The organism is Koromonas soli (assembly GCF_059726265.1).
The window spans coordinates 4200727-4225954 of sequence record NZ_AP040872.1; the positions used below are offsets into that span (position 1 = coordinate 4200727).

Consider the following 25228-nt stretch of genomic DNA (forward strand, 5'->3'; position numbering starts at 1 on the left):
TCGCTTCGCTCAGGATGACACCTCAAAAGCGAAAGCAAGAACCAAAACAAAAGCAAGAGCAAGAGCAACTACCCCATCCCTAACCTCGCAAAAACGCGAGTTTTAAGATGGGGTAGTTGTTGCGGGCACCCTGATAGTGCAGCTAGATGAGGCCGGAGAGTCCGGCGATGGTTTCTTTGAGGACGCGGGCGGAATTGCGCAGCTTGGTTTCCTCTTCCTCACTCAATTCAAGATGGATGACGCGCTCAACGCCTCCGCGGTGAAGGACCGTGGGTAGGCTGAGATAGACGTCTTCGAGGCCATAGAGTCCCTGGACAAGGCTTGAGACTGAAAGCACGGTGCTCTGGTCGCGGAGGATGGCTTCGGTGATGCGCATCAGTCCGGCGGCGATGGCGTAGAACGTGGCTCCCTTGCGCTCGATGATCTGGTAGGCGGCATCGCGGGTTTGGGTAAAGATTTCGTCCATTTGCTCGGGCGAACAGGGGCAGGCGTTGTGCTTGGTGTATTCAGGCAAGCGCATGCCGGCGATGTTGGTGAGCGACCAGACGGGGACTTCGCTATCTCCGTGCTCGCCGACGATGAAGCCGTGGACGCTGCGGGCATCGACATCGAAATGCTGCGAGAGCAGGTAGCGGAAGCGCGCGGTGTCGAGGATGGTGCCGGAACCGATGACGCGGTGCGGAGGCAGGCCGCTAAGTTTCCAGGCGACGTAGGTAAGGACGTCAACGGGATTGGTGGCGATGAGCAGGATGCCGTCGGGATTGTGCTTGACGACCTCGGGGACGATTGAGGCGAAGATCCGGGCGTTGCGCTTGACGAGGTCGAGGCGGGTTTCGCCGGGCTTCTGCGCGGCTCCGGCGGTAATGACGGTGACGGCCGCTCCAGCGCACTCGGAGTAGTCTCCGGCCCAGATGCGGGTGGAGTGGGTGAAGGGGACGGCGTGGTTCAGATCCATGGCCTCGCCTTCGGCCTTGGCTTTATTAGCGTCGATAAGAACGATTTCGGATGCGAGTCCACGGAACAGGAGGGCGTAGGCATAGCTGGCTCCCACGTTTCCGAGACCTACGATTGCTACACGATTCGGTTTTGCCATATCACATACAGGATTTCACAAATGGGGCGGGTTGTGGGCAGAGAGAGCCCAAAGGTGGGGAGCTGGGAGCCGGAGTGGGACTCAGTCTGTGGCCCAAGTCTTGGAGATAGGGCCGCCGTTCCGCGAGGGCTGGAATGAGGGAGAAATTTGGCTGTCAAGAGCAGAAAAACGCGAAGCGAGAGGTAAATCGCTCAAAACAAAACGAATTTAATTCGGCGGGGAGGTGAGGGGATGAGGGGGTGCAAGTTGATATCCTGAAGATAAGAGTGAGTGAGAGGGGCGGAGGTAGTGGCACAGAAGAAAAAGTCTGACGCACGGAAGCCTAAGGCGCTCGAGCGGGATGGGAAAGAGGCCGGGGTGCGGGCTCCGGCAAAGAAAGCAGCGAAGAAGAAGCCTCCGGGCAAGGCAAGGAAGGGCAGTTTGACGGGGGCGAAAAAGAACGCGGCGGGAAAACAGAAGCCGGTGGATAGAAGGAAGCCGTCGGAAGAAAAGTTAACGGGGAATCAGGACCCTTATGAAATCGCCCGGCAGACGGTGCGGGGTTCGGTTCCGGATGTCGTGAAGACATTGGTGGAAAAGGCGAAAGAGGGTAGTTGTTCCCATGCGAAGACGCTGCTGGAGATGACTGGCGTCCGAAATATGTTTGAGGATGATGCGGAGAGCCTCGACAAGGGCGAACCGTGGGCGAAATTAGTGCTGGAACGGCTGGAAGAAGCGGAATTGCTGAAAGATGAAGAAGTAAGCACGCAGCACGCATCAGAACAATAGAGAGGCGTGGCACGGGCGGGATTGTGTTTCCCATATTCGCCCCAAAAAGGGCGGATGTGGGCCACGGCCGAAGGCTTAGCTTGGTGACTGAGGCGAGGACTGATGGATATGACTTGGGTGACCGACCGGATCGCGGTCGGCGGCGGAATCTGGGGCGATGAACGAATGGCCGAGGTGGCGGGGGCCGGCGTGACGCATGTGATCGACATGCAGATCGAGTTTGATGACACGCCCTTGGGAAAGCGCGCCGGAGTGAAGGTGTTGTGGAATCCGGTGGATGACGACTTTCAGCCGAAGGACCGGAAAGTCTTTGAGCGGGGCGTGGAGTTCGCGCTGGAGGCGCTGGAGGATCCGGAGGCGAAGCTGTTTGTGCATTGCGCGGCGGGAATACATCGGGCTCCGATGATGGCACTGGCGGTGCTGTGCGCGACGGGATATCCGCTGGAAGAGGCCAAAGAGTTGATCCAGACGAAGCGGTATGTGGTGGACTTTGCCGAAGTGTATGTGCGCAGCGTGGAGAAGTTCCTGAAGTCCTACAACGGAGGGCTGAAGCCGGAGTTGAGCCGAAAGCACGGCGACGGAAAAGGATAAAAATGAAGACATTGGAACACTCAAGCCGCCTGCTCAGGCGGCTTTTGGTTTTTGTGTGGACGGCATTGATATTGAGCAGCGCGGCCGCAAAGGCAGATCCTGCGAAGACCGTGGTGCAGGACACGCTGTATCGAGCAAACGGCGCAGTGGCACAGGGCACAGTCACGATCGGGTGGAATGCGTTCACGACCGAGGCGGGCGAGGCGGTGGCGGCAGGGCAGTTGACGGTGGCGACCGATGCGAACGGGAAAATCTCGGTTCCGCTGGTGCCGAATACGGGTTCGACACCGCAGGGGACGTACTACCGGGTGGTGATCAGGCTGAAGGACGGGACGACGAGCGAAGAGCTTTGGGTTATTCCGGCGGTGCCGACGACGACGATTGCGGCAATCCGGGCGAAGATGGTGCCGGAGGCGGTGGCAGCGCAGTTGCTGAGCCGCGACTCGCTGGATACGGCACTGAACAGCTTTTCGACGACAAACCTGGTCCACCTGACGGGGGATGAAACAGTCGGGGGAGTGAAGACGTTTGCGTCGTCACCTGAGGTTCCGGCTCCGGCGGATGAGGGGGCGGCGGCGAACAAGCAGTATGTGGATGAGCAGATGTCGGGGCTGGCGGCGGTTGCGAAAAGCGGCAGCTTCAATGATCTGGCAGATAAGCCGCAGATTCCGAACCTGGGCGCACCGGGAGCGATCGGCGGGACGACTTCGGGAGCGGTAAGCGGCACGACGGGGAACTTTTCGGGGAGCCTGGTGGTGGGAACGGGGTGTCCGGCGGCGATTGGGGCTGGAACGCTGAACGCGCAGCGGGTAAATGGATTGGTGAACGCGGCTTGCTTTGCGGGTGCGGATGCGTCGGAAAAGATCGCGGCGGCGCTGGCGTCCTGCTCGCCGGCGACGAACTGCACGGTGGACGCAACGGACTTGAGCGATGCGCAGAGCTGGGGCTCGACGGTGGCGATTACGCAGTCGGGGACGCATTTGATCCTGGGATGCGGAACGTATAGCGGAGCGGCGAACCCGATGCTGGCGGTTCAGTCCTCTTCGGCATCGGTGGAAGGCTGCGCGGGCGGAAGCTACGGCGCAACGGGCGGGACGGTGTTCAGCCCGACGGGGACGAATGGCGCGATCGCGGTGGGGAGCGCGACGGCGGGGACGCTGATAAGCAATGTCACGGTGCGAAATATGGCGGTGCAGGCGGCGGAAGGATCGTCGCCTGGGTATGGATTGAAGCTGAACGATGTGGCGATGTTTGCGGTGGATAACGTGTCGGTGGATGGCAACGGCGGCGCGATGCAAGTTGGATATCTTCTGCAGGGAGTGGAACAGGGCGAGATTCATGGCGGCGCGCTGCTGGTGAACTCGCAGGTGAATGTGGATCTGCAGGCGTCAACGCTGGCGAGCGGACGGTATGCGAGCGGAAACGGAATCGACTTCCATGGCGTGAGTTTGCAGAACTCGGTGACGGGTGGAAAGAACGTGGTCTTCGAGGCGAACTGCTGCGACGACTTCCAGTTTCACAACAATCACCTGGTGATCTCGATGGGAGCGCTGATCAATATCGAGGTGGATGCCATGCCAACCTACACGGGCGCGGGCGTGATTGCCGAGAATCATATCGAGAATTACAGCGTGAGTCCGTATGCGTTGACGGATCCGGCGAACGCGTGGGCGATCAAGATTAACGGCGGCCAGGGCGTGATGATTACGGGAAATAACATCGATAACGGTCCTGCGCCTTATAACAATGTGCTGGTGACGGGGAGTTCGCAGCATACGCGGATCCTGGCGAACCGTATTAGCGGCGTGGTGCAGATCGATGCGGGTTCGGCGGACACGACGATTGCAGAGAATGGGTGTCCCTCGGGAGTGACGCTGACGGATAGCGGGACGGCGACGAACGTCAGGGATAATCGCGGGCCATGCAATCTGCAGGACAAGGTGTATGCGTCTGGGTTTGCCACGACGGACATCATGCAGTTCTGGCCGAAGATGAATGCCACAGATCCGGCGGGCTCGGCGTGGGGCATCAAGGTGATTGGCAAGAGCGTGGATGGGGCGGAGATTTTCACGCGGCTAGTGACGTTTGATGGAACGAGTTCGGCGACGATGTCGTTGATTGCGAATCCGTCTCCGTCGTTTGTGATTCATGGGGCTCCCGGCGATGGCAAGAGCTGGCTGAATGTGGGCGCGGTGAGCTCGACGTTCAATGGAAATCTGTTTACGAATGGCTACATGGTTTCGTCCTCGTCGGCGGAAGCGAAGGGGATGAACGTCTATAGCGTGGGCGGGTACGATCCGGCGGGCGCGGATTATACGAATTATCAGCGGCTGTCGATGGGTGCGCAGTCGGGGACGAACTTCCTGATTGCGGCGCAGAATGCGGGAACGGGTGCGCCGATGGCGCTGTCGCTGGGAAGCGGGAGCGGGCAGCCGATCCAATTTCTGCCGGGAGGCGTGACGGCTCCGACGTGGTACATGCAGGGCACGGGTGAATTGCTGTGCCGGGTGGATGGCGGGTGCAGCATTGGCACGGCTACGAATCGTCCGGCGAGCTTGTATCTGTCCAGCTATGTAAATGTGAACAGCGGCGCGTTGACGATTGGCAGCACCGGCACGCTGTATGCGAATAGCTACATTGGGACGAAGGCGACGATGGAGGCGCAGGCGGCGAACTTCTATTCCGTCGGAGGCTACCAGGGCGGAGGCGATTACGCCAACTATCAGAGATTGAGCATTGGAACGCAGTCGGCGACGAACTGGCTGATCTCTCCGCAGAGCGCTGGAACGGGGGCGGCGATGGCTTTGACGCTGGGCAGCGGAAATGGACAGCCGCTGCAGTTTGCTCCGGGTGGTGCGAACGCGTGGTATATGAGCGCGAGCGGAGGGTATTTCCTGTGCGCGACGGACGGGGGATGCAGCATCGGCAATGGGACGCTGAATCGTCCGGCGAATCTGTATCTGTCGAACTACCTGAGCGTGAATGGGAACTTCACGGTGGGCGCGGGAGGTGGGTGGACTTCGAAGGGTGCGGGTGCCATCTACAGCGGAGCGACCGTGACGGGATACAGCGATGCGGGAACGACGAAGACGTATCAGTTGAATGCTTCGACAGGGTTGGGGCAGTTCTTTGGCGGCGTGCAGCCTTCGGCGACAAGCGCGAACATCACCTTCTTCGGTTCGGGGACGACGGGGGCGATTGGGGGTTCGGCGTTGACGGCGGGGCAGTGCGCATCGGGAACGGTGACGGTGCCGAACGCGACGACGTCGATGGTGGCGATGGCTTCGCCGGTGACGTATCCGGGAGATGCGATCGAGTGGAAGGCGTATGTAAGCGCCGTGGGGACGGTCACAGTAAAGGTGTGCGCGATGGTGGCGGCAACGCCTGGGGCTAGCGCGTATAACGTGCGGGTCATTCAATAACGAAGTATGTGGTGAGAGAAAGGCCGCTCAAGGAGCGGCTTTTTTGTATGGAGGCGAAAAAGATGTCGGGAATTGTGAAGCGGATCTGTGGGTATCCGAAGACGAGCGTAGCAGGAGTGTTGCTGGGAGTGACGACCGTGCTGGGAGTGCTGCAACAGCAGGGAGTCTCGCTGGGACATGTTGGTAGCGGGACGGTGGTTTCGCTGGCAAGCGCGATTGCGACGGCAGTGTTGGGGCTGGTGGCGAAGGAGTAGGTTTTCGCGAGGTTGGAGAGGGAAGCGGAGGAGGCACGGCAGGGTGGTCGGGGGTAGGGGCCCTTCGCTTCGCTCAGGGTGACACGAGGAGCAAAGGCAAAGGCGAGAAGAGCAAAAGCAAGGGCAAGGGCAACTACCCGACCCTCTACTCGCGAAAGGCGAGTAGTAGGGCGGGGAACCCGGTGCGGTGTGGTGGGCACCTGGTGCGGCGTGAGTGCCGGTGGAGGTGGGGGATGAGGGATTGGTGGCGGAAAATCGTGGTGCTCGTGTTGGCGGTGTGCATGGCGGGGTGTTCGCAGCAAGATGCGATGAAGGCGGCGGTGGCGATCCATGCATATGTGCCAGCAGTGAGGGCGCTGGTGAATGATGCGGCCATGATGGCCGAGGCGCTCGATCCGGCAGAAGGGGAGACGCTCAGGGCGGTGAGCGCGAGGGCGCAGGCTGAGTTGCAGGAACTGGACGCGGCGAGCGCGGCATATATGGCGAAGCCTTCGGCCGATGGTTGGTCGCGAGTGTGCGGCGTGGTGGATGCGCTGGTGGGCGATGCGGATCAAGGTTTGATGGCGGCGGTGGCGGTCAAGAATCCGGAGAGCCAGGCGCGGGCGAAGGTGGCGCTGAGTGCGCTGGATGCGGCGGCGCATGTGGTGGACGGATACGTGATGGCGGCGCGGACTCCGGCACAGGCGAAGGAAGTGGCAGCGGGACGCAGGGTGAAAGTGCACGAGGTGGCGCGCTACTGGAGTGCGCAGGATCGGCAGCGCGTGGAGCAGGAGCTGAGTTTGCGTGGCGAGGATTGGGCTGTGGTGCGGGCTTGGGGATTGTGACGACAGCGAGGTGAGCGGTGGGGATAGGGATGAGGGCTTCCAGAGCGAAGAGGGGGACGAAGTATGAGGCGCTCGATCTGGAAGCCCTGCTGGAACTGGGCAAGAGGCTGGATCAGAAGACGCGCAAGGGGAAGCTCCGCGAGGTGCTGGCTGCGAGCCTGTTGAGGGTTCGCGACAAGAGCGGGCGCATGGTGGCGCTTGAGGCGAATCCGGCGCAACGGGAATTTGAATTGAAGTGCGGGCCTAAGAATATCGTGCTCAAGGCGAGGCAGATGGGAATCTCGACGTGGGTGGCGGCGAGATTCTTCTTGAGCACGATTACGCGGCCAGGCACTTTGACGGTGCAGGTAGCGCATACGCAGGAGGCGGCGGAAGAGATCTTCCGCATGGTGCACAGGTTCGTGGAGAACTTGCCACGGGACCTGCAACGCGGAGCGCTGCGACGATCGAGGTCGAACCGGAGACAACTGGTGTTTCCGGCGCTGGACAGCGAGTATCGCGTGGAGACCGCGGGGGACGCGAACGCTGGACGGGGACTGACGATCCGGAACCTGCACTGCTCGGAGGTGGCACGGTGGGGAGCGAGGGCGGCGGAAGTGCTTGCGTCGCTGAGGGCCGCCGTGCCACCGAATGGGGAGATCGTGCTGGAGTCCACGCCGAACGGAGTGGGAGGGTGCTTCTACCGCGAATGGCAGAGAGCGGCGGAGATGGGGTATGTGCAGCACTTCTTTCCGTGGTGGATGGATGTGGGATACAGAGCGGATGAGCCGGAGCTGCTGGCGAATCCTCTGCAGGAAGATGAACTGCGGTTGATGGATCGATATGGGCTGGAACTGAGGCAGGTGGCGTTCAGGCGGCAGGTGAAAAGTAACTTCGGGGCGAGGGCGGCGGAGGAATTTGCGGAGGATCCGACGACGTGTTTCCTGGCGAGCGGCACGGCAGTATTTGATACAGCAAAGATCGAGGCGCGTTTGCAGCAGATATCGGCTCCGGTGGAGAGCAGAGAGAATGGGCGCATCCAAGTATGGCTGCCGGCGAAGACGGGGAGGAAGTACATCCTCGGCGTGGATGCGGCGGGCGGCGGAGCGAACGGGGACTATGCCTGTATCGAGGTCATCGATCATGCCAGCGGATTACAATGCGCGGAGCTATATGGGCATTACACGCCGGAGGAATTGGCTCGGCATGCGGCAAGGCTCGGACGGGAATACAACGACGCTCTGATGGTCGTGGAACGCAATAACCATGGGCATGCGGTGCTGGCGATGCTGGAGCGGGTGGAGCAGTATCAGCCTCTTTATCAGAATCAGCGGTATGCCGGGTGGGTGACTACGGCTCTGACGAGGCCAATCATGCTGGAGCGCTTTGGGGCGGTGCTGGTGACGGCGCCGGAGTTGTTTGGAAGCAGGCGGCTGCTCGAGGAGTGCAGGACGTTTGTGCGGCATGCGGATGGAAGGATTGCAGCGGCAGAAGGCGCGCATGACGATGCGATTATGGCGATGGCAATGGCATTGGCGGTGAGAGACGCGGGGGTGTAGAGGGAACGAGGCTTCAAGGTTTCAAAGTTTTAAGGTTAGAAGGGAAGGGCAAGAGCAAAGGCGAAATCTTGGAGCGCGCTGCGCGCGGCTTTCGATAGAACCCACATGCGCTTGCCAAAAGAGGCAAGCGTATATGGGGCACCCGCGGTGCCTGGAGCGTGCTGCTTGTCATCGTTGTGCACGAGCCCGCGGTGCTTGGTTCGCACTGATGGAAGGCCGGTGCACCTCCGAAATTCGCGATGATGATGGCGGGGAAATGCGCGAAGGCGGTGCGGCAGTTTAGAGTATTACTTTGGGCAATGGGGTAGGGCGGAGGAACGTTGGCGGTTGCGGCGGTACAACATGTGAGGAGGATGCGGGGTGGAGCGCAGAGTCACATGATGCGCTGCTCCGACGGCTTTTTCTATGTTGTGAAGTTCCAGGGAAACCCGCAGTGTACGAGGGTGCTGGCGAATGAAATGCTCGCGACGAGGCTGGCACAGGTGGCGGGGCTGCCGGTTCCGGTGACCGAGGTGGTCGAGGTAGATGCGTGGCTGATCGAGCATACGCCGGAGCTGAGGTTTGAACTGGTACATGGATCGAAGCCATGCACGGCGGGGCTGCAATTCGGTTCGCGATTCGTGGTGCCGCCGTTACAGGGAATGATCTACGACTATTTGCCGGAGCATATGCTGGACCGGGTGAGGAATCTTGGCGCATTTGCCGGGATTCTGGCGCTGGACAAGTGGACGTGCAATGCGAATGGCAGGCAGGCGGCGTTCTGGAAGAAGAGCCGTGAGCGGAAGTTTACGGTTTCGTTCATCGACCAGGGATACTGCTTCAACGCGTCGGAGTGGTCGTTTGCGGATGCGCCATTGCGCGGTGTATATGCGCGTAATGATGTGTATCGCGAGATCACGGGATGGGAAAGCTTCCAGCCGTGGCTGGGAAACATCGAAACCATGGACGAGCAGAAGATCTGGCAATGTGCGGAGGAGATTCCGACGGCGTGGTATGGCGAGAGCTCCGATATGGAACGGCTGGTGGAGCAACTGATACGGCGGCGCACAAGAGTGGCGGACCTGATAGCCCAGTTTAGGAATTCAAATCGGGAGCCGTTCCCGAAATGGGTGGACGTGGTCCACTGAGTAGAGGATTGGGAGCGGGCGTGAGCAAACGGACGGACCATTGCGGATAGAGTAGGTTGCGATGTCCGGATCGCGCGAACGAGTCAGATTGAGGATGAGAGAACGGCGACAATGCGAGTTCTTCCTGCTGCGGTATGTGCCGGACGCGGTGAAGGACGAGTTTGTGAATGTGGGCGTCGTGTTGTTTGAAGCAAACGGCGGCTGGGCCGACGTGCGTTTTACGCGAGACTGGAAGCGGGTGCGGTGCATTGATCCGGACGCGGATGTGGAGTTGCTGGAAGCATTCGAGCGCGAGATCAAGGAGCGATTGATCGAGGGCGGAGCCAGCCAGGAATGGCTGCTGAAACGCATGGAAGACACGTTCTCAAACGCCATCCAGTTGACACCGACGAAAGCGGTGCTGGCCGATTCGCCGCAGGAAGAGATCGGGCGGTTGGCTGAGATGTATCTGGAGCGAGCGAAGAGAAGCACGCGCACGGCGAGCGGCCGGGTGCAGATTTTTCAGACGATGCGCAGGGAGTTCGACCGGCAGGGTGTGTGGGCGCTGATGCGGCACAATGTTGCGGTGAGCGAGTACACGCACAAGGGCGATCCGCTGAAGATCGACGCGGCGTACAGGCCGAACGGCACAGTGCATATGTACCAAGCGGTTTCGCTTGAAACGGATGTGAATGCGGCGAAGGTGCTGGCCTTTAGCTATCCGAAGATACGTGAGGGCGTGATGCGGGCCGAGAAGGCGGAGACCGCTCTGACGGCAATTGTGGAGAGCGAGATTGATCGCGAAGATGATGTGACGATGTTTGCGCTGGATACGCTGGCGGCAAGCCATATTATGGTGGCAACAGTGGCGGATCTGCCGAGAATCGGGTTGAGTATCCGGCAGAAGATGGGGTTGCAGTAGGGTTCGAGTTTAGAAGTTTTAAGTATTTCAAGGTTGAGGAGGACGCCAGAGGGCGTCCTTTTTTGTTGCGCGGAGGATGAATGAATATAGCGGAGAAGATCTGGGAACCGGTACGGCGGGCGGGATTGCGGGCGCTTGGGGGAGAGGCACCAGGGCGCAGGACCGCGCCGCTGCCCTCGGTTCTGCAGACCTATGGAGGGTCGAGACCGGAGCTGCTGCCGAAGAAAACACCAGAGGCACTGCGACGGTTTGCCGAGACGCCGATTGCCCGCAAGGCGATTAACACGATCAAGGACCGCGTGGCGGGGATGAACTGGCGCATTCAGCCGCGACGTGGGCGCGTGCTGGATGATGATATGCGGCGTCGCATCCAGGTGCTGACCGAGACGCTGGAGCAGCCGAATCCCGATGACTCGTTCCGCTCGTTTGCCGAGCAGGTACTTGAAGACATTATCGTGGGCGGCTATGGCGCAGTAGAGATGCGGTTGACCGAGGATGAGACGAAGCCGCTGGCTCTGTATCCGGTGGATGGGGCGACGATCCAGATGCGGGCGGACTGGAACGGCCAACCGGATGCGCCGCGCTATGTGCAGGTGACATCAGCGGTGGGCACGGGTCAGAAGGTCGAACTCAAGGATTGCGAGCTGTCGTACATTCGGCTGAATGCGAGGAGCCATACGCCATTTGGGCTGGGGCGGCTTGAGGTGGCGTTTGAGACGATTCACGAGTTCCTGAGCGCGCATCGCTTTGCGGCGAAGCTGGCGAACAACTCCGTGGTGCAGTTTGCGCTGTGGATGCAGGAGCAGGATCCGACGCAGCATGAGCGGCTGATCCGCTGGTGGCAGGACGAGATCGAAGGCACGGGCAAGGTGCCGATTTTGACGGCGGAGAATAAGCCGGAGGTTTTGCGCTTCGGAGTAGGCACGGATGCGGATTTGCGACTTGCATGGCAGGAGTTTCTCATACGGGTGATTGCCAGCGCGTTCGATCTGCCTCCGTTGCTGCTGGGTGTAGAGGCGGATGTGAATCGGGCGACGGCCGAGCAGTTGTCGAAGTCGGCATTCAGGACGGCAATCGTGCCGACGGCAAGATTGTTTGCCGAGCACATCACGCGGGATGCGGTCGCGAAGCGATTGGGATGGGACGATCTGGAATTCGTGTTCCTGGACCTGGATGCGACGGACCCGCTGGAACAGGCACAGATCGATCAGATCCTGCTGAGCAGTGGAGTGCTGACGGTAAACGAAGCGAGGGCGTCGAGGGGATGGCCGGCATTGGAAAATCCGGGGGAGAAACGATGAGGATGCAGTGGGAGGCGATGGCGCTGGCGATGCCGCAGGTGGATGGGCATCCGAATCGGAGGGAGTTTCGCGGAGTGTTGACGCTGGCGAATACGCCTTCGGACCGGGCTCCGAGCGGCGCGCGTGGGCATCGGGTGATGCTGACGGCGCAGGCGACGGAGAAGGCGCTCCCTTCGCTGCTGGGGATGGCAGTGGATTATGCGCCGGAGTTGGACAGGCATGATGCACGGAGAAAAGTGGGCATCATCACCTCTGCGGATTTGAGCGCTACGGGTGGCAAGGGGCAGCGAGTCGATGTCGCCGGGTACTTGTTCGCGCGCGATTTTCCCGAGGTGATCGATGAGATGACGCGTCGCAAGGGGCAGCTAGGAATGAGCTACGAAATAGCGGATGTGCGCGTGGTCGATGCCGAGGCTCCGGTGTGGGTGGCGACGGATTTCACATTCACGGGCGCGGCGGTGCTGCTGCGACACAAGGCGGCGTACAAGGACACGAGCGTGGAACTGGCGTAACGCGTCAGGTTTCAGAGTCTCGGAGTTTTAAGGTTTTAAAAGGTTTCAAAGTTTCAAAGTTTCACGAAGACCAGGAGGTTCGGCGAAGTGCCGAGCCTTTTTCTATTTGGGAGAAGAAATGGACGAAGGAAATCAGATGAGTCCGATGGAGCAATGTGCGGCGCAGTTGAGCAGTGCAGCGCAGGCGCTGGAAGTCGTGATCGGAAAGCTGGAGGCGCAGTATCACGCGCTGAACCAGAAGATCGATCGCATTATCGCGACCGTGGAAAAGGCGGCAGCCGAGGAAAGCGGAGAGTCGGAGGTTGCGGCCAGTGCTGCGAGCGGCGAGCAGTTGGCACAACTCGAAAAAGAGAATCGCGAGTTGCGGCAGAGAGCGGGGCGAAAGACGCTGGTGCCTCTCGTGAGTACGCTGCTGGCGAAAAGCGGCGTGGGTGAGGGTGTGGAGATGGATGCCGGTGCGCTGGACAAGGCACTCGGCGTGTTGACCGTGGAACAGCGCATTGCGGTGAAGGCTGAACTGGCGAGGGCGGGAATGATCGGCTAAATGAGAGGCGGCTTGAGGGGAGATTCAAGACCCCACCCCTGACTGCAAAAGGTGCGGTTAAGAGTGGGGCACCCTCTTCCGTTTCAGCCTACGCGGGGAACTCGCAAGGATTTCAAGACCGGGGCACGGAAGGTGCGACGGATAACCGAGCCGGATGGATTCCGGCAGAGAAGGAAGAGATAGAGAATGAATACGCAATTTGTGGATTTGCATGCCGCAGCAGACTTCATGGCGCCGGGCGCAGTTGAAATTGAACGCTATCAGTCGGAGATTTTCGACATCGTGCGCCGACGCGGCGCCTTTGGACAGCGCATCAAGAATGTTCCGGCGACCGGGCATCCGTCGCGCTTCTTTGAGCAGACGGCGATTGCGTCTCCGGCTGCGGCTAATGCGTTTGTCGATCCGCGCAACATCGTTGCCACAGTGAATGCTCCGAGCCGCGTGGAACGCTCGGTTCCGCTGAAGGCCCTGGTGTCGCAGATCAATTACAACCTGTTCGACATCGAAGTGGGTCAGCAGCAGGAGCAGTTTGCTTTTCTGCAGGCGAAGGACCTGGCCGATGCAGTCGATGGCCTGATGCGGACGCATGATGTCGCGTTGTGGAACGGCAACGACACCTCGCTGAGCGCGCCGACGACCCTGCAGTATTACGGCGCGGCGCAGCAGATTGCCGATGGCGGAAACGTCTCGACGGTGCCCACGACGGAGAGCATTGTCGATGGTCTGAAATCGCAAGTCGCAGCGATGGTTTCGAACTCGAGCTTCGAAGTTCGTCCGACGGCGATCTATGCCAATCCGGTATTGCTCGACCTGATCGACCGCGAGATGAAGCAGGAGTTCAACCTCGTGCTGTCCACTACACAGATTGCAGGCGGAGTGACCGTAAAGACCCTTTCTACGCAGACCGGCGAGCTGCCTCTGATTCCGGAATGGTCGCTTCCGTACACGGGCACTCCGGGCAGCGGATCGGCCACGCTTCCGGCTTACATCGTTACGGAAGACCTGATCGAGTATCACTGGCTGACCGATGCGAATCCGCGCGTGTTCCAGCTCGGAATGAGCGGTTCGCTGGCTCGCCAGTTGGTGGTCGTGAAATTTGGCGGGGTTGTGGTGAAGGGCGCGGGATACGCACATGCCAAGGTCATTGTGAACCGCTAATAACGGCTCCACGCTTGCTGGGAACGGCAGAAGTGGAGCACGAGTGGATTGGTGCGGCGGGAGTCGCGTAATGCATGCGGGGGAGGGGTTCGATCCTCTCCCGCAGCGCGAAAGAAGAGCGGAAGATGGCATACCTATCGGCGGAGGAATACGCGCTGTTCGGGTTGGAGGATACGACTCCGGACAGTTTGGTAAGTGCAGCGTCAGATTTGATCGATGCGCATTGCCGAAGGAAGGGTTTCGGTATTGCGCAATATGTGGAACGGTTCCGAGTGGGGCGATCGCGGACGGTGAGGGTTTCTTATCTGCCCCTGGCATCGGCCGATGGTGTGTCGTCGCCGATTGTGCAGGCCAGGGGACGCTACTCGTCGTATGTGCGTGAGTGGGCGGGATGGAACGATCTCGCACTGGAGATGGCAAGGACATTCACGGTGCCCGACCGCTGGATATCGGTTTCGCCCGATGCGTTGGACATCAATGCGCAGAGCGGTGAAGTGATTGTGGGGGCAGGACTGCTTTCCCCGGTGTTGGGCGATCTGGAAGTCACGTACACGGCGGGATACAGCGAGGTTCCGCAGGCAGTAAAACAAGCCTGCGCAAAGCTGGTGAAAAATGCATTGGCAACTCCGGCTCTGAATGTTTCGAGGCAGAGGATCGATCGCATGTACCTGGAATATTTCAGCGACACGCTGATGGATGCAGATGTAAAGCGGTTGCTTGGGCCATTTGTTGCGCAGAGGTTGGCATCGTGAGGAACTCGGCGGCAGGGTTGGAGCAGGCAGCACAGGCGATGTTACGGACGCTCGGTGGGCAGAAGGTTTTGCTGCTGGTGCCGCAGCCGATGGTGGTAACGGAGCAGACCGGACTTGGACTTGTTGTGCCGCTGGTGAATGAGATTGCAATTGAACCCGTGCTACTGGAGCAGGCGACCACGAAAGACGGGCATGCGCGGTTGGCGATTGCAACGCGAGAAACCATCAGAAAGGCGCTGCAAGCGGCAGGCGCTGCTGGCACGCTTCAGACGCTCGAGGCCTGCATGCTGCGAATTGATGGCAAGCAATTTCGAATCAAGAGTGCGACGGTGAAGCAGTATGGTGGCAGCGAGCTTATATACGAAATGGAAATCGAGGTCTAGATGCAGGCTGCGAAGGATACATTTCTGAGGACGATGGCAGACCGGCTTGCGGAGGTGAATCCGAAGCGCACGATGCAGGTGGGCGGTGCAGCGCGTCCGGCGGTGATGGCGCTAGAGAACGAAATTGAGATGCCGGAGAGCGAGCGTTGCGAGACGTTCCAATTTGGTTGGGGCGCATCGGGCGAGGTGTCCGCGGGGTCGAGGCTGATGTACATGGATGCGAAGGTGAGCTATGGCAGCCGAGGAAGCGATGCGATGATGCGCACGGACCGAGGCCGAATCCTGACCGCGATGGACTGCGAACTGTTGCAGATGTGCCGACAGCGACGCGCCGCGAAGTACGATTACACGCAGACTCCGGCGGTTGCGCTTGGATCGAATGTCTTCTGGACTCAGCCGGTGATGGAAGCAACACGCGAGGTGGATGGAGTGTTGCAGAGGACGGCGACAGTGCGGGTGTTTTTCTTTCCGGAGGGCCAGTGATGGAGCGAGCGGGAATGCAGGAATACTTCGGACAGGTGCGCGCGTTTTTTGCACCGGTGGATCGAACGAAAGAGACAGGCACGGTGTTCGATCCCTCGATCAGCTTTGATTTGGACAGCCCTCGCGCGCCGTGGGTGGACTTAGGAGTGGTGCGCAACTTCAAGAGATCAGCGAAGACAGCGATTGGAGCGGTGCGCACTGGGGCTGCGGGAATTGTGCAATCGCAGTTTCGCAAGCTGGTGGATGCGCGAGTGAGTTTCGACTTTTGTGAATGGGGCAAGCTGCAGATGGCGCTGGCCGCGAGTTCGCAACATTTGAACGTGCTGGAAAGCGCAGGCGGCGACTGGAAGGCTTCGGGTGGAGCGGCGAAGCCCGGCACCGTCGTGCAGACGGGCTCGAGCGCATCGCTGATTTTGCTCGATCCATCGCAACTCGGGAACTACTTGGTGGGTGAGTTGGTGGTTGTCGATGTGGATTACATGCCAGGAACACAGAGTCTGGGTACGGGGATCACGGGCGGAGTAGCGAAGGCGGGCGCGGGGATGGAAGTCGATGCGGTGCGGCGTGTGAGCTACAACGTGGGGCGAATCGCTGCGGTGACAGAGACAGAATTGCAACTCGACGCTCCATTGTTGGGTGGTACGCCGGTGAGTGGTGCGCGTGTGCAGAAGGTAGTCGGATTTGTGGATCGGGAGGGAGCGAGTTTCTTCCAGGAATGGTCGGCACTGTTTGTAATGGAAGAAGAGAGCGGTGGACGAGTGTGCTTTCACTATCCGCGATTGCAATCGGCTTCTCCGGCAGAAGAGATGATCACACAATTGACGGACGCCGAAGGGAAGACGGCGGGGTTCGCACAGGTCGCGCTTCATGCGGAATTCATCGCGTTAGGAGCGGTCGATGCAAATGATGGCGAGAGTGTCGTGTGCTATCGGTCATACATTCCGGCAAACGGCACACCCGCGTATTGAGGCGCGAGGCCTAACGCTGGTTGAGCAACTGCATGAGCGCGAGCAGGTCGGGTTCGACGTCGGTGATGGCATCGCGGATCTCGTCGAGGTCGCACTTTAGAGAGACGCTGAGGCTCGCGATGGAATCGTTGTGTTCGGGAGAGATGCTGAGGAAGAGCGGCAGCGTGTGCTCGGCGAAGTTGCGGCCAAGCACGGAGATGTGTGCCAGGTGACGGCTCAGACTCTCAAGACGCGAGTCTTCCGGAAATCCGAGCGCGACGAGCCGCTGGCGCAGTTGAGTTTGCAGTGACACGATCGAAACGGTTTCAGAGTCAGACATAGCGAAAAGGGGGCGAGCATCTCGCCCCTGTTCTTTTGATGCGAGCCCTGGAGGCAGGGTGCGGGCGAGAGGCGAAATGAGATTAAAGATCGACAATTTGGACGGGACGGGCGAAAAGGATTACACCGCGTTGCTCGACGCCGAGGTGCCGCCAAAGATAGTGCGCAAACTTAACCAGGCATCCGCAATGGTGGTGAGGCTCGCATGCGAGGGAACGAGTGTTACGGCCGCAGCAGGCAGCAAAGTGCGGCTGTATCGCGATAACGGAGAGTTTTGGTTTAGCGGATATCTGATTAGCGAGCCGGTTGCTGAGGTGCTGGGGCGCGGCTGTGCATCGCCGGTTTACAGATTGACGCTGCAGGCAGTCGGCGAAATGCTCGCGCTCGATCGTCGCCCCCTGAGTGAGCATGCAGAAATGGGTGGGATGACTGCGGGATCCGCGATTGCGGAATTGACCAAGGAAGCAAATGCTGCAGTCGACACCTGGGGTTTACAGCCTGTTGCAATCGCCAGTACATGCAGGGTTGAGAGCGGTGAGGTGTGGACGGCAAGAGCGGCAGAGATCGCGAATAGTGCGCGAGCCGTGCTGGAAGTAGAAGAGCGCGCAGCGACGTTGAAGCCTGTGGGCTCGGTTGTACGGACACTTTCGGATGAAGATCCGGGATTCTGTCCGGAGGGCCTGAAGGTAGTTGTCGCTGCTCCTGTGGCGAACGACATTACGGTCGTTGGTGAAACGGAGCCAGCTATGTATGTGCGCGATTGCTTTACCGCGACAGGGAAGCAGCAAGGGTTTGCTATGTCTCGATTGCCGTATCGATTGGAGAAGGCTCTGCATGTGGAAGACGACTTCCAGGGGGCTGCGCTCGACAGCTTGAAATGGATCAGCGACTTTCCTGGCTCGCTTACGTTTGGCGAGAGTGGAGTCTCCTCGGCGGGGCCTATAGCACTGCGATATCGAGACCGCCTCGAGATGGGAGGATTGCTTCTTCTGGAGCAGACCGGGGTCAGCTACACGGCGGGGGAAGGTGTGGTAGGTGGATTGTTCAGCGGCGGATTTGCGCTGAATTACTGCGTCGCCGGAGTACTGCTGAGCAATGGGCAGATACAGACCATCATTAACGGCGTGACGAATGCGCCAGCTCATCAGGTCTCGTCAGGCAAGCGATATGAGTTCCGCACGATGTTGTTCCATCCGGAACCGATTCGCGCGGGGCAAGTGTACTCGAGCAGCGTTCGCAATCAGGATAACGCTCGAACATCGCAGTCGTGGCGCGGGACCACGCACGTCGTACTCACGATGCGCGAGATCGATCCGGCGGACGCCTCCACGACAAGCGCAGCGCAGGTGGTGCTCTATGACGGTACGCTGCAAGACGTTCCGGCCTATGCGGATTATGCACCGCTGTGGGGACTGGACCTGACTTGCACGCTGGGGCACGCGAGCGCGGTCAATCAAGGCGCTGTCTGGGTGCAGTCCGCGGCACCGGGGCAGCCTTGGCGTACACGATTGATCGGCGATATCGCCGCGGGTGCGGAGTGTTACTTCACGTCAACCCCGGAATTGCATTTCAGCAGCGCGGCGCAACCGGTCGCAGGTGAACAGATCGAGGTGTTCTATCGCGCTCGCGGATTGGCTTGCGGACGAGTGGTGGATTCGGGGAGCGTGCAGGCTGTGCGCAACTCAGAGGACGACGGAACACGGGGGATTGTTGTGCGCGTTGGCGCGCCTGCTCCGCGAACGTCGTTGGATTGTGAACAGGCGGCGAGGGCCCTGCTGGACGACCTGACGAAGCCACAGTGCAGCGGTGAGTACCACGGCTGGCTTTCGCTGCTTCCGCAAGGCGCTCAAGACGTGCGTCCGGGCGAGCAGTGGAATATTTCCGCAACGAACCGGGGCGTGAATTGCACGGTGCTTGTGCGTGAGGTGGAGATTGAATTTCAGGATCTCACCGATATGCACGCGCAGTTCGCGACCCGGTTTGCAAATGAAAGCGCAGAGTCGATTGCGTTGAACTGGGGACGTACAAAACACAATGCTTTGATTTCCGTTGTCTCTAGTGAGCAGACGGAAGATGTCTCTTCCCGGCCAGCAGGATTGCCGGATGCGCGAGTCACGAATTGGAGTACGAGCGCCGTAACAATCGATACGGGGGTTGATCCGCTGCCGGGAGGTGGATTCGAGGTTCGCGTCGAAGGTGATTGGGGATGGGGGTCAACGATGGATCGCAATTTGATTGGGCGCTTTACGGCACGGACATTTACGCTGCCCAGGACGACGGTCACGCAGGAATTCTACCTGCGGCAGTTTGATGGGAACACTCCGGCAAAGTACTCCCCGTACGCCTCAGTGCTGCACCTGGATGCATGACAATGACGAATTTCGAAGAGAAGGTACTTCGCGATCTTGGCGAATTGAAAACGCACATGCGTTGGATCGTTGGCAACGGCAACGAAGGGAAGATACAGGAATTGGAAACGCGGATTCAGCGGCATGAGTCGGCGCTGCAGCGCGCCGCTGGGATTGGCGTGGCAGCAGGGATCGTGCTGACGCTTCTGCATATCACGCTGGATTCAATCAAGGTGCTACATCACTGATGACGAAAAGAGAATTTTTGCAACAGGCCTATGAGGCTGCATTGGAGAGTTCGAAGCAGAGCGGAATGCCTGCGATGGTAACGGCGGCGCAGGCGGCGCTGGAGAGCAATTGGGGGGAGTCCAGATTATCGCGGGAAGCGAATAACTACTTCGGAATCAAAGCACATGGAAAGCATGATCGCGTGGATATGAGCACGAGAGAGTGCAGCAATGGCGTGACAGTTTCGGTCAAAGCGGTTTTTGCGAAATATGAGTCGATGCTCGAGTGCTTCCAGTGCCGGGATGGGATTCTCTCGCGCAGTGCGGTTTATGCGGATGCAAGAGCGAGTCGCGCTGACGAGGAAGCGTTCATTCGAGAGATTGCAAAACATTGGGCAACGGATCCGAAGTATGCCGTAAAGTTACGGGCGATGTTGGTGGAAGTGAAGCAGATGTTGCGGGTGGAAAACGTAAGCGCGTGACGGTAACCTCCTGTTCGGCGGCAGGCACTCGTGTCTGCCGCTCTTTTTTTAAAGAAAACGGCGAGCCGAAGCTCGCCGCATAGATCCTTCTCAATCGATTACAGAATCGGCTCGCTCCAGTTTTCGAGAATGTTCTTGATCACCATCATGAACTGGTCGGCAACAGCTCCGTCGACCACGCGATGATCGAAACCAATCGCCATGGTGATCATGGAACGAACACCGATGGTGTCGTTGCCTTCCTTATCGGTCAGCACAACAGGGCGCTTCACAATCGCACCTAGATCGAGAATCGCAACCTGCGGCTGATTGATGATGGGAAGTCCGAAGTTTGCGCCGAAAATTCCGGGATTGGTGATGGTGAATGTTCCCCCGGACACTTCTTCCGGCTTCAGCTTCTTGGTGCGTGCGCGTTCGCCAAGATCGTTGAGAGCACGCTGCAATCCCACAAAGCTCAACTCATCGGCATGCTTGATAACAGGCACCAGCAATCCCCAGTCTAGTGCGACGGCGATGCCGATGTTGATATCACGCTTGTAGTTGATGTTGTCGCCCTCGACCGACGAGTTCATGATAGGCCATGCGCGGAGGGCTTGTGCAACGGCGCGAATGAAGAACGGGGTGTAGGTAAGCTTCAATCCCGTTCCTTGCTGGAACTTGTTCTTGTTCTTCTCGCGCAGTTTGACGATGCGGGTCATGTCGGCGTCGAACACCGTGTGCACATGAGCGCTCGTGCGGCGCGACAGAATCATGTGCTCGGCGATCTTCTTGCGCATCACCGACATGGGCTCAACCACGCCCGGTGTTCCAGCGAATTTAGAGGCAGGAGCGCTGACGGGAGCAGTTGGGGCGATCCCGGTCGGCGCCGCGATTGACGCCGTAGGTGCAGTTGCTGTGGCAGGTGTTGCAACAGGAGCGCCGGTCTTCGTGCGCTCGATGAAGGCCAGGATGTCGTCCTTCGTGACGCGTCCGCCTGCTCCTGTTCCTGGAATGCGCCGCAAATCGAGATTGTGTTCCGCAGCCAATTTGCGCACGAGCGGAGAGGTTCGTACTTCTTCGCTGGATGTCGATTCCATTTCGCGCGTGGGTGCCTGAGGGCCGGTCGCTTCGGCCGATACAGCTGTGTCAGGTTCGGTCTTTGGCGCTTCGGGCGCTGGCCCCGCGGCAGCTTCCGCCGCTCCTCCAATCACCGCGACCACGCTGTTTACCTGGACGGTGGTGCCAGCCTGAGCCTTGATTTCGGAGAGAACGCCAGAAGAGGGAGCTGGAATTTCCGCATCCACCTTGTCGGTTGAAATCTCAAACAGTGGCTCGTCGCGCGTGACCTGATCGCCCACGTTCTTCAACCACTTTGTGATGGTGCCTTCGAAGATCGATTCGCCCATCTGGGGCATTACAACGTTGGTGGCGGGGCCACTCGGTGCCGACGTCTTCGGCGGCTGCGTTGGAGCAGCGTTTGCAACGGGGTTTGGCTCGGGCGAGCCGACAGCCGGCGCAGTGGTTCTTTCAGCCGCTTTGCTGCCACCACCTGATCCGTTGCCGCCCGTCGCAGCCTCGTCAATCACGGCTACTACTGAATTGACCTGCACGGTTTTGCCTGCTTCTGCGACAATCTGCTTCAGCACACCGGAGGCGGGTGCAGGGATTTCAGCATCCACTTTGTCTGTCGAGATTTCGAATAAAGGTTCGTCCCGGTTGATCTTGTCGCCGGGCTGTTTCAGCCACTTTGTGATGGTGCCTTCGAAGATGGATTCGCCCATCTGAGGCATAACTACGTCAGTCGGCATTCTCTTCCTTCCGCACTGTTTCTGATCCTGCAAAAAGCCCAAATTCAGATTATATACGCCACTACACGGCTGCTAGACTCGGCAAAAACTTCGCGGCCTCATTCCAGTAGAGGCCGCAAAGCGCGCGCAGGATTCGCATTCGAAAGTAAATCGTGCTATCGCTGGGCTACGACGATATAAGTCCATTCTGTGATTACATCGCTTTTTACCACGCCCCAGCCGCTCTGTTCCAGCACGGCTTCCAACTCGGGACGCGAGATGCGAAATTCCAGCGGAGGCCCAGGCGGGCGCGTCGCATCTGGACGCCAATCGATGATCGCCAGCTTGGCATTCGGCGCTGCGATCCGCGTGAACTCCCGCAATGCCGCCGCCTGATCGTCTATCTCGTGCCACACTGCCGAGAGGAAAATCAGGTCACAGGATGCATCCGGCAGCCCTGTTGCACGATCCTCTCCAGCTATGATTTCCACGTTCTTTGGAGCATTAGTTGCCGAGACCTTAGCGCGCAATGACTCGCGCAGTTCAGGAGCAACATCCACGGCGTAAACTTTCCCCGGAGCGACTCTTCGTGCTATGGGCAGGGTGAAATACCCGCTGCCGGCGCCTATGTCGGCTACGTTCAGCATTCCGCAGGCGCCCACGGCGTCCATGATCGCCTCCACGGGGAACTGCTGTCCCCTGTCCGGCGATTCGAGTTTATCCACGCTTTTCGGATCAAATCGACGTTCGTTGGTCATTCAGCCTCGCGCTTTCGGGAACTCTTCAGAGCACAAGATAAGGCGTTCCCGGGTCATTCAGGATCGCTCGCGCATCGTCCGCATCTTCTTGGCGCACCTTGAGCGCAATCCCGCTGGTTATGCCGTTGTAAATGCCACCAGTTATGCGGCTCAGATGTTCATTCGAACTAAAGCACTCGATGCCAGCCGACTCCAGACGCCCGCGTGCAAACAGAAATTCCTGCTCCATCAGGAACCGTGCCACTACTACCAAATCGGGCCCCTCCGCGCGACGCATCATACATCGATTCTCCCATGGACGCCTCCGAAGCCCCAAAGTTCCTGTGATTCCAATCACACACCCTCACCCTGCTCGGGACTATACTTTCTAAGTCATGGCCTTCCCAATCAATCGCCAGCGCCGCATGCGGCGCACTGAAGCCCTGCGCTCATTCGTGCGCGAAACCCGTCTTACTCCCAAAGGATTCGTCTATCCTCTGTTCATCTGCCCGGGCGAAGGCATCCGCAAAGAAGTGCGTTCAATGCCTGGTGTGTATAACCTGTCGGTCGATGAAGCCGTCAAGGAATGCCGCGAGGTTTACGCGCTTGGAATCCCTGCCATCATTCTCTTCGGACTGCCCGAAGTAAAGGATGAGATCGCCACAGGTGCCTGGGCTGAAGACGGCATCGTGCAGCGCGCCGCTCGCGCCATCAAGGCCGAGGTGCCCAACCTCATCATCATGGGCGATGTCTGTCTTTGCGAATACATGTCGCACGGGCATTGCGGCATTGTGAAGAAGGTCAACGGCGGCACGCCTGAAACCGAATACGAAATCGTCAACGATGCCTCGCTCGACATCCTCGCCAAGACCGCTGTATCGCAGGCCAAGGCTGGAATTGACATCATCGCTCCGTCCGACATGATGGATGGACGCATCGATGCTTTGCGCACTGCACTCGATGCTCACGGCTTCGAGAACACGCCGATCATGAGCTACGCCGCCAAGTTCGCAAGCGGCTTCTATGGACCTTTCCGCGAAGCAGCCGATTCTGCTCCGTCGTTCGGCGACCGCCGCAGCTATCAGATGGATCCGGCGAACGCCCGCGAAGCCATACGCGAAATCGAACTCGATCTCGAGGAAGGCGCGGATATGATCATGGTCAAGCCCGCCATTTCCTACCTCGACATCATTGCTGAGGCTCACGCCCGCTTCGATGTTCCTCTTGGCGCGTACCAGGTCAGCGGCGAATACGCCATGATCAAGGCTGCCGCCCAGAACAACTGGATCGACCACGACCGCGTCATGCTCGAATCGCTCCTTAGCATCCAGCGCGCCGGAGCCTCCATCATCCTCACCTACTTCGCAAAGGAAGCAGCGAAGCTGATCGGGTAAACAAAATCAGCTTATTACCAGACGGAAAGGCCGCCCTTGAGCGGCCTTCTTATTGCGGACCATTACTGAAGCAAATTGAGAGTGTTTGTACCGTCGTCCACGAAATAGATACCTGCGTCGGCAACTGCAACAAGTCCGAAGAGCGTGCCTGCTCCGGGAGGCGGTCCGCTTGTGTGGTCAACCAGTCTGGCGGCCACTTGTCTCCCTTGAGGCGTAGTTTCGACTATCCTTCCATCGTTTCCGTTCGTCGTCAGGATGTTCCCGTTGGCCGCAAGAGTGAGTGCCAGCGGGTCATTGAGGAATTTGCCACTACTCACCGTCGCCCCAGTCCCAGCCGAAGTGCTGCGGGTAGCCGCATTGCTTATAGCGGCGATTCTGTTATTGAGGCTGTCGGCGACGTACAGCACATTCTGATTCACATCGAAACCTACTCCGGTCGGCCCGATCACGAGAGCCGCCGGGTCCGTTCTCTCCGAGAGGCCGGAGGCGATCACTGTTGAGGAGACCACCGTCGGCATGCTTTGTGCAGTTGAAAGCAGGATTCGCACCACTGTCCCTTCGTTGGCCACGTTGGGGCTGACTGCCACGGTGTCATTCAGAACGTTGGTCACAAACAGAAACGCAGATTTACTCCCTTCCGCGACTGTCATGTCCCAGGGACCATTGATGTTATTACCCACGATTGTCTCAACGACAGTTCCTGTGCTGTTCAGAACCAGAAGACATCCTGACTTCGCTGTTGCCGAAGTGCCGTCTGATGTCGGCAGGCTACCTACAATCACCCATCCTGAGCGAAGCACTGCGAGCGCCGTCGTGAGTCCGACCCCACCAGGGCATGGGCCTGGCAGGGTGGTGGCATCTATCTGCGCGAACAGAGAGACCGAACCTCCCGGCGAAATCTGAACGATGGTCGTTCCCGTGCCTTGTAGATTCTGAGAATTGTTGAAGTTGCTGATCAGGAGATTCCCCTCATGGAGATTCCCAACCGAATTCGGGATCCTGACAATCCCATATGGATTCACATCGCCATTCGCCGGAACTGTTGACGCGATGACAGAAACATGGCCACCTAACGACGGCCCCGCTGCCAGTGCTGCACTAGTGACTAATAGGATCGCAAGTATGATGACGCAACTTCTCGCGATCCGTGCTGTTGTGGCGTGAGCAGTTTTGTGCACTCGGCACCTCCTAAAGAACAGTCGGTGGCACCTGCCATGACTGGTTCTACGTAGGCGCACGAAGGTATCGCCAGGCCGGTTTCTTTTTGTCACGATAATGTCACGGGCGTGTTAATTGCGTGCAACATCCGGTGTTAGACCGTAGCCCAAAGAGGGCCC

The 25228-nt window shown here is 59.1% G+C and carries 26 protein-coding genes; 20 read left to right on the forward strand and 6 right to left on the reverse strand.

Annotated elements, in window-relative coordinates; translation table 11 throughout:
* Positions 1 to 142: 142 nt before the first annotated feature.
* Positions 143 to 1093 carry an L-lactate dehydrogenase gene (locus tag AC6IY8_RS18285; RefSeq protein WP_497776200.1) on the reverse strand — a complete coding sequence of 317 codons (951 nt, stop codon included), beginning with the start codon at positions 1091 to 1093 and terminating at the stop codon, positions 143 to 145.
* Between the two features lie 288 nt (positions 1094 to 1381).
* Between AC6IY8_RS18285 and AC6IY8_RS18290 the strand changes: the two genes are divergently transcribed.
* The 16 genes from AC6IY8_RS18290 (at position 1382) to AC6IY8_RS18365 (ending at position 16619) form a co-directional block, all read left to right on the forward strand.
* Entirely contained in the window at positions 1382 to 1861 is a 480-nt protein-coding gene (locus AC6IY8_RS18290) for a hypothetical protein (RefSeq protein WP_497776201.1), read from the forward strand.
* A 102-nt stretch (positions 1862 to 1963) separates the two neighbouring features.
* Positions 1964 to 2452, forward strand: coding sequence for a protein-tyrosine phosphatase family protein (locus AC6IY8_RS18295; protein ID WP_497776202.1), 489 nt, complete (start codon positions 1964 to 1966; stop codon positions 2450 to 2452).
* 2 nt (positions 2453 to 2454) lie between these two features.
* The gene (locus AC6IY8_RS18300; protein WP_497776203.1) at positions 2455 to 5874 is read left to right on the forward strand and encodes a beta strand repeat-containing protein; all 3420 of its coding nucleotides are present in this window, start codon (positions 2455 to 2457) and stop codon (positions 5872 to 5874) included.
* Positions 5875 to 5936: 62 nt separating this feature from the next.
* Positions 5937 to 6128, forward strand: a complete 192-nt coding sequence (locus AC6IY8_RS18305) for a hypothetical protein (protein ID WP_497776204.1) — start codon at positions 5937 to 5939, stop codon at positions 6126 to 6128.
* A gap of 233 nt (positions 6129 to 6361) precedes the next feature.
* Positions 6362 to 6952 carry a hypothetical protein gene (locus AC6IY8_RS18310; RefSeq protein WP_497776206.1) on the forward strand — a complete coding sequence of 197 codons (591 nt, stop codon included), beginning with the start codon at positions 6362 to 6364 and terminating at the stop codon, positions 6950 to 6952.
* A gap of 29 nt (positions 6953 to 6981) precedes the next feature.
* Entirely contained in the window at positions 6982 to 8490 is a 1509-nt protein-coding gene (locus AC6IY8_RS18315) for a phage terminase large subunit family protein (RefSeq protein WP_497776207.1), read from the forward strand.
* Positions 8491 to 8843: 353 nt separating this feature from the next.
* Positions 8844 to 9617: a HipA family kinase gene (locus tag AC6IY8_RS18320; RefSeq protein ID WP_497776208.1), complete on the forward strand. Its 774-nt coding sequence runs from the start codon at positions 8844 to 8846 to the stop codon at positions 9615 to 9617.
* Positions 9618 to 9711: 94 nt separating this feature from the next.
* Complete coding sequence (locus AC6IY8_RS18325) at positions 9712 to 10518, forward strand: DUF3037 domain-containing protein (RefSeq protein WP_497776210.1); 807 nt, start codon at positions 9712 to 9714, stop codon at positions 10516 to 10518.
* 80 nt (positions 10519 to 10598) lie between these two features.
* The gene (locus AC6IY8_RS18330; protein WP_497776212.1) at positions 10599 to 11819 is read left to right on the forward strand and encodes a phage portal protein; all 1221 of its coding nucleotides are present in this window, start codon (positions 10599 to 10601) and stop codon (positions 11817 to 11819) included.
* Positions 11816 to 12331 (forward strand): hypothetical protein, encoded by a 516-nt coding sequence (locus tag AC6IY8_RS18335; RefSeq protein WP_497776213.1) that lies wholly within the window; start codon positions 11816 to 11818, stop codon positions 12329 to 12331. Before AC6IY8_RS18330 ends, AC6IY8_RS18335 begins: the two co-directional genes overlap by 4 nt.
* A gap of 118 nt (positions 12332 to 12449) precedes the next feature.
* The gene (locus tag AC6IY8_RS18340; RefSeq protein ID WP_497776214.1) at positions 12450 to 12875 is read left to right on the forward strand and encodes a hypothetical protein; all 426 of its coding nucleotides are present in this window, start codon (positions 12450 to 12452) and stop codon (positions 12873 to 12875) included.
* Positions 12876 to 13061: 186 nt separating this feature from the next.
* Positions 13062 to 14033, forward strand: coding sequence for a hypothetical protein (locus tag AC6IY8_RS18345; RefSeq protein ID WP_497776216.1), 972 nt, complete (start codon positions 13062 to 13064; stop codon positions 14031 to 14033).
* Positions 14034 to 14158: 125 nt separating this feature from the next.
* The gene (locus tag AC6IY8_RS18350; protein ID WP_497776218.1) at positions 14159 to 14785 is read left to right on the forward strand and encodes a hypothetical protein; all 627 of its coding nucleotides are present in this window, start codon (positions 14159 to 14161) and stop codon (positions 14783 to 14785) included.
* Positions 14782 to 15168 (forward strand): hypothetical protein, encoded by a 387-nt coding sequence (locus AC6IY8_RS18355; RefSeq protein WP_497776219.1) that lies wholly within the window; start codon positions 14782 to 14784, stop codon positions 15166 to 15168. The genes AC6IY8_RS18350 and AC6IY8_RS18355 overlap by 4 nt, the downstream gene beginning before the upstream one ends.
* Positions 15169 to 15651 (forward strand): hypothetical protein, encoded by a 483-nt coding sequence (locus AC6IY8_RS18360; RefSeq protein WP_497776220.1) that lies wholly within the window; start codon positions 15169 to 15171, stop codon positions 15649 to 15651.
* Complete coding sequence (locus AC6IY8_RS18365) at positions 15651 to 16619, forward strand: hypothetical protein (RefSeq protein WP_497776221.1); 969 nt, start codon at positions 15651 to 15653, stop codon at positions 16617 to 16619. Before AC6IY8_RS18360 ends, AC6IY8_RS18365 begins: the two co-directional genes overlap by 1 nt.
* A gap of 10 nt (positions 16620 to 16629) precedes the next feature.
* On the opposite strand, the gene AC6IY8_RS18370 is transcribed toward AC6IY8_RS18365, so the two are convergent.
* On the reverse strand, positions 16630 to 16911 hold the full coding sequence (locus AC6IY8_RS18370) for a hypothetical protein (protein WP_497776222.1): 282 nt from the start codon (positions 16909 to 16911) through the stop codon (positions 16630 to 16632).
* Positions 16912 to 17014: 103 nt separating this feature from the next.
* Here AC6IY8_RS18370 and AC6IY8_RS18375 point away from each other — a divergent pair, with 103 nt between their 5' ends.
* The 3 genes from AC6IY8_RS18375 to AC6IY8_RS18385 are packed head-to-tail and all read left to right on the forward strand — an operon-like array spanning position 17015 to position 19994.
* The gene (locus tag AC6IY8_RS18375; RefSeq protein WP_497776223.1) at positions 17015 to 19306 is read left to right on the forward strand and encodes a hypothetical protein; all 2292 of its coding nucleotides are present in this window, start codon (positions 17015 to 17017) and stop codon (positions 19304 to 19306) included.
* Between the two features lie 2 nt (positions 19307 to 19308).
* Complete coding sequence (locus tag AC6IY8_RS18380) at positions 19309 to 19533, forward strand: hypothetical protein (RefSeq protein ID WP_497776224.1); 225 nt, start codon at positions 19309 to 19311, stop codon at positions 19531 to 19533.
* On the forward strand, positions 19533 to 19994 hold the full coding sequence (locus AC6IY8_RS18385; RefSeq protein ID WP_497776225.1) for a glycoside hydrolase family 73 protein: 462 nt from the start codon (positions 19533 to 19535) through the stop codon (positions 19992 to 19994). The genes AC6IY8_RS18380 and AC6IY8_RS18385 overlap by 1 nt, the downstream gene beginning before the upstream one ends.
* 98 nt (positions 19995 to 20092) lie before the next feature.
* On the opposite strand, the gene sucB is transcribed toward AC6IY8_RS18385, so the two are convergent.
* The 3 genes from sucB to AC6IY8_RS18400 all read right to left on the reverse strand — a co-directional run bounded on the left by sucB (position 20093) and on the right by AC6IY8_RS18400 (position 22798).
* Positions 20093 to 21781, reverse strand: coding sequence for a 2-oxoglutarate dehydrogenase, E2 component, dihydrolipoamide succinyltransferase (sucB, locus tag AC6IY8_RS18390; RefSeq protein WP_497776227.1), 1689 nt, complete (start codon positions 21779 to 21781; stop codon positions 20093 to 20095).
* A gap of 155 nt (positions 21782 to 21936) precedes the next feature.
* The gene (locus tag AC6IY8_RS18395) at positions 21937 to 22518 is read right to left on the reverse strand and encodes a class I SAM-dependent methyltransferase (protein ID WP_497776229.1); all 582 of its coding nucleotides are present in this window, start codon (positions 22516 to 22518) and stop codon (positions 21937 to 21939) included.
* 25 nt (positions 22519 to 22543) lie between these two features.
* Positions 22544 to 22798, reverse strand: a complete 255-nt coding sequence (locus AC6IY8_RS18400; protein WP_497776231.1) for a putative signal transducing protein — start codon at positions 22796 to 22798, stop codon at positions 22544 to 22546.
* 94 nt (positions 22799 to 22892) lie between these two features.
* Between AC6IY8_RS18400 and hemB the strand changes: the two genes are divergently transcribed.
* Positions 22893 to 23891 carry a porphobilinogen synthase gene (gene hemB, locus AC6IY8_RS18405; RefSeq protein ID WP_497776232.1) on the forward strand — a complete coding sequence of 333 codons (999 nt, stop codon included), beginning with the start codon at positions 22893 to 22895 and terminating at the stop codon, positions 23889 to 23891.
* A 62-nt stretch (positions 23892 to 23953) separates the two neighbouring features.
* Here hemB and AC6IY8_RS18410 read toward each other — a convergent pair whose 3' ends face one another.
* Positions 23954 to 25069 (reverse strand): hypothetical protein, encoded by a 1116-nt coding sequence (locus AC6IY8_RS18410; protein WP_497776234.1) that lies wholly within the window; start codon positions 25067 to 25069, stop codon positions 23954 to 23956.
* Positions 25070 to 25228 lie beyond the last annotated feature (159 nt).

Bases quoted from the DNA above. Each gene is read 5' to 3' on its own strand.
- AC6IY8_RS18315 (WP_497776207.1), top strand. From the start codon at position 6,982: ATGAGGGCTTCCAGAGCGAAGAGGGGGACGAAGTATGAGGCGCTCGAT.
- AC6IY8_RS18295 (WP_497776202.1), top strand. From the start codon at position 1,964: ATGGATATGACTTGGGTGACCGACCGGATCGCGGTCGGCGGCGGAATC.
- AC6IY8_RS18320 (WP_497776208.1), top strand. From the start codon at position 8,844: ATGCGGGGTGGAGCGCAGAGTCACATGATGCGCTGCTCCGACGGCTTT.
- AC6IY8_RS18285 (WP_497776200.1), bottom strand. From the start codon at position 1,093: ATGGCAAAACCGAATCGTGTAGCAATCGTAGGTCTCGGAAACGTGGGA.
- AC6IY8_RS18325 (WP_497776210.1), top strand. From the start codon at position 9,712: ATGAGAGAACGGCGACAATGCGAGTTCTTCCTGCTGCGGTATGTGCCG.
- AC6IY8_RS18375 (WP_497776223.1), top strand. From the start codon at position 17,015: ATGAGATTAAAGATCGACAATTTGGACGGGACGGGCGAAAAGGATTAC.
- AC6IY8_RS18385 (WP_497776225.1), top strand. From the start codon at position 19,533: ATGACGAAAAGAGAATTTTTGCAACAGGCCTATGAGGCTGCATTGGAG.
- AC6IY8_RS18310 (WP_497776206.1), top strand. From the start codon at position 6,362: ATGAGGGATTGGTGGCGGAAAATCGTGGTGCTCGTGTTGGCGGTGTGC.
- AC6IY8_RS18380 (WP_497776224.1), top strand. From the start codon at position 19,309: ATGACGAATTTCGAAGAGAAGGTACTTCGCGATCTTGGCGAATTGAAA.
- sucB (WP_497776227.1), bottom strand. From the start codon at position 21,781: ATGCCGACTGACGTAGTTATGCCTCAGATGGGCGAATCCATCTTCGAA.
- AC6IY8_RS18300 (WP_497776203.1), top strand. From the start codon at position 2,455: ATGAAGACATTGGAACACTCAAGCCGCCTGCTCAGGCGGCTTTTGGTT.
- AC6IY8_RS18365 (WP_497776221.1), top strand. From the start codon at position 15,651: ATGGAGCGAGCGGGAATGCAGGAATACTTCGGACAGGTGCGCGCGTTT.
- AC6IY8_RS18330 (WP_497776212.1), top strand. From the start codon at position 10,599: ATGAATATAGCGGAGAAGATCTGGGAACCGGTACGGCGGGCGGGATTG.
- AC6IY8_RS18395 (WP_497776229.1), bottom strand. From the start codon at position 22,518: ATGACCAACGAACGTCGATTTGATCCGAAAAGCGTGGATAAACTCGAA.
- AC6IY8_RS18305 (WP_497776204.1), top strand. From the start codon at position 5,937: ATGTCGGGAATTGTGAAGCGGATCTGTGGGTATCCGAAGACGAGCGTA.
- AC6IY8_RS18335 (WP_497776213.1), top strand. From the start codon at position 11,816: ATGAGGATGCAGTGGGAGGCGATGGCGCTGGCGATGCCGCAGGTGGAT.
- AC6IY8_RS18350 (WP_497776218.1), top strand. From the start codon at position 14,159: ATGGCATACCTATCGGCGGAGGAATACGCGCTGTTCGGGTTGGAGGAT.
- AC6IY8_RS18345 (WP_497776216.1), top strand. From the start codon at position 13,062: ATGAATACGCAATTTGTGGATTTGCATGCCGCAGCAGACTTCATGGCG.
- hemB (WP_497776232.1), top strand. From the start codon at position 22,893: ATGGCCTTCCCAATCAATCGCCAGCGCCGCATGCGGCGCACTGAAGCC.
- AC6IY8_RS18360 (WP_497776220.1), top strand. From the start codon at position 15,169: ATGCAGGCTGCGAAGGATACATTTCTGAGGACGATGGCAGACCGGCTT.
- AC6IY8_RS18340 (WP_497776214.1), top strand. From the start codon at position 12,450: ATGGACGAAGGAAATCAGATGAGTCCGATGGAGCAATGTGCGGCGCAG.
- AC6IY8_RS18400 (WP_497776231.1), bottom strand. From the start codon at position 22,798: ATGATGCGTCGCGCGGAGGGGCCCGATTTGGTAGTAGTGGCACGGTTC.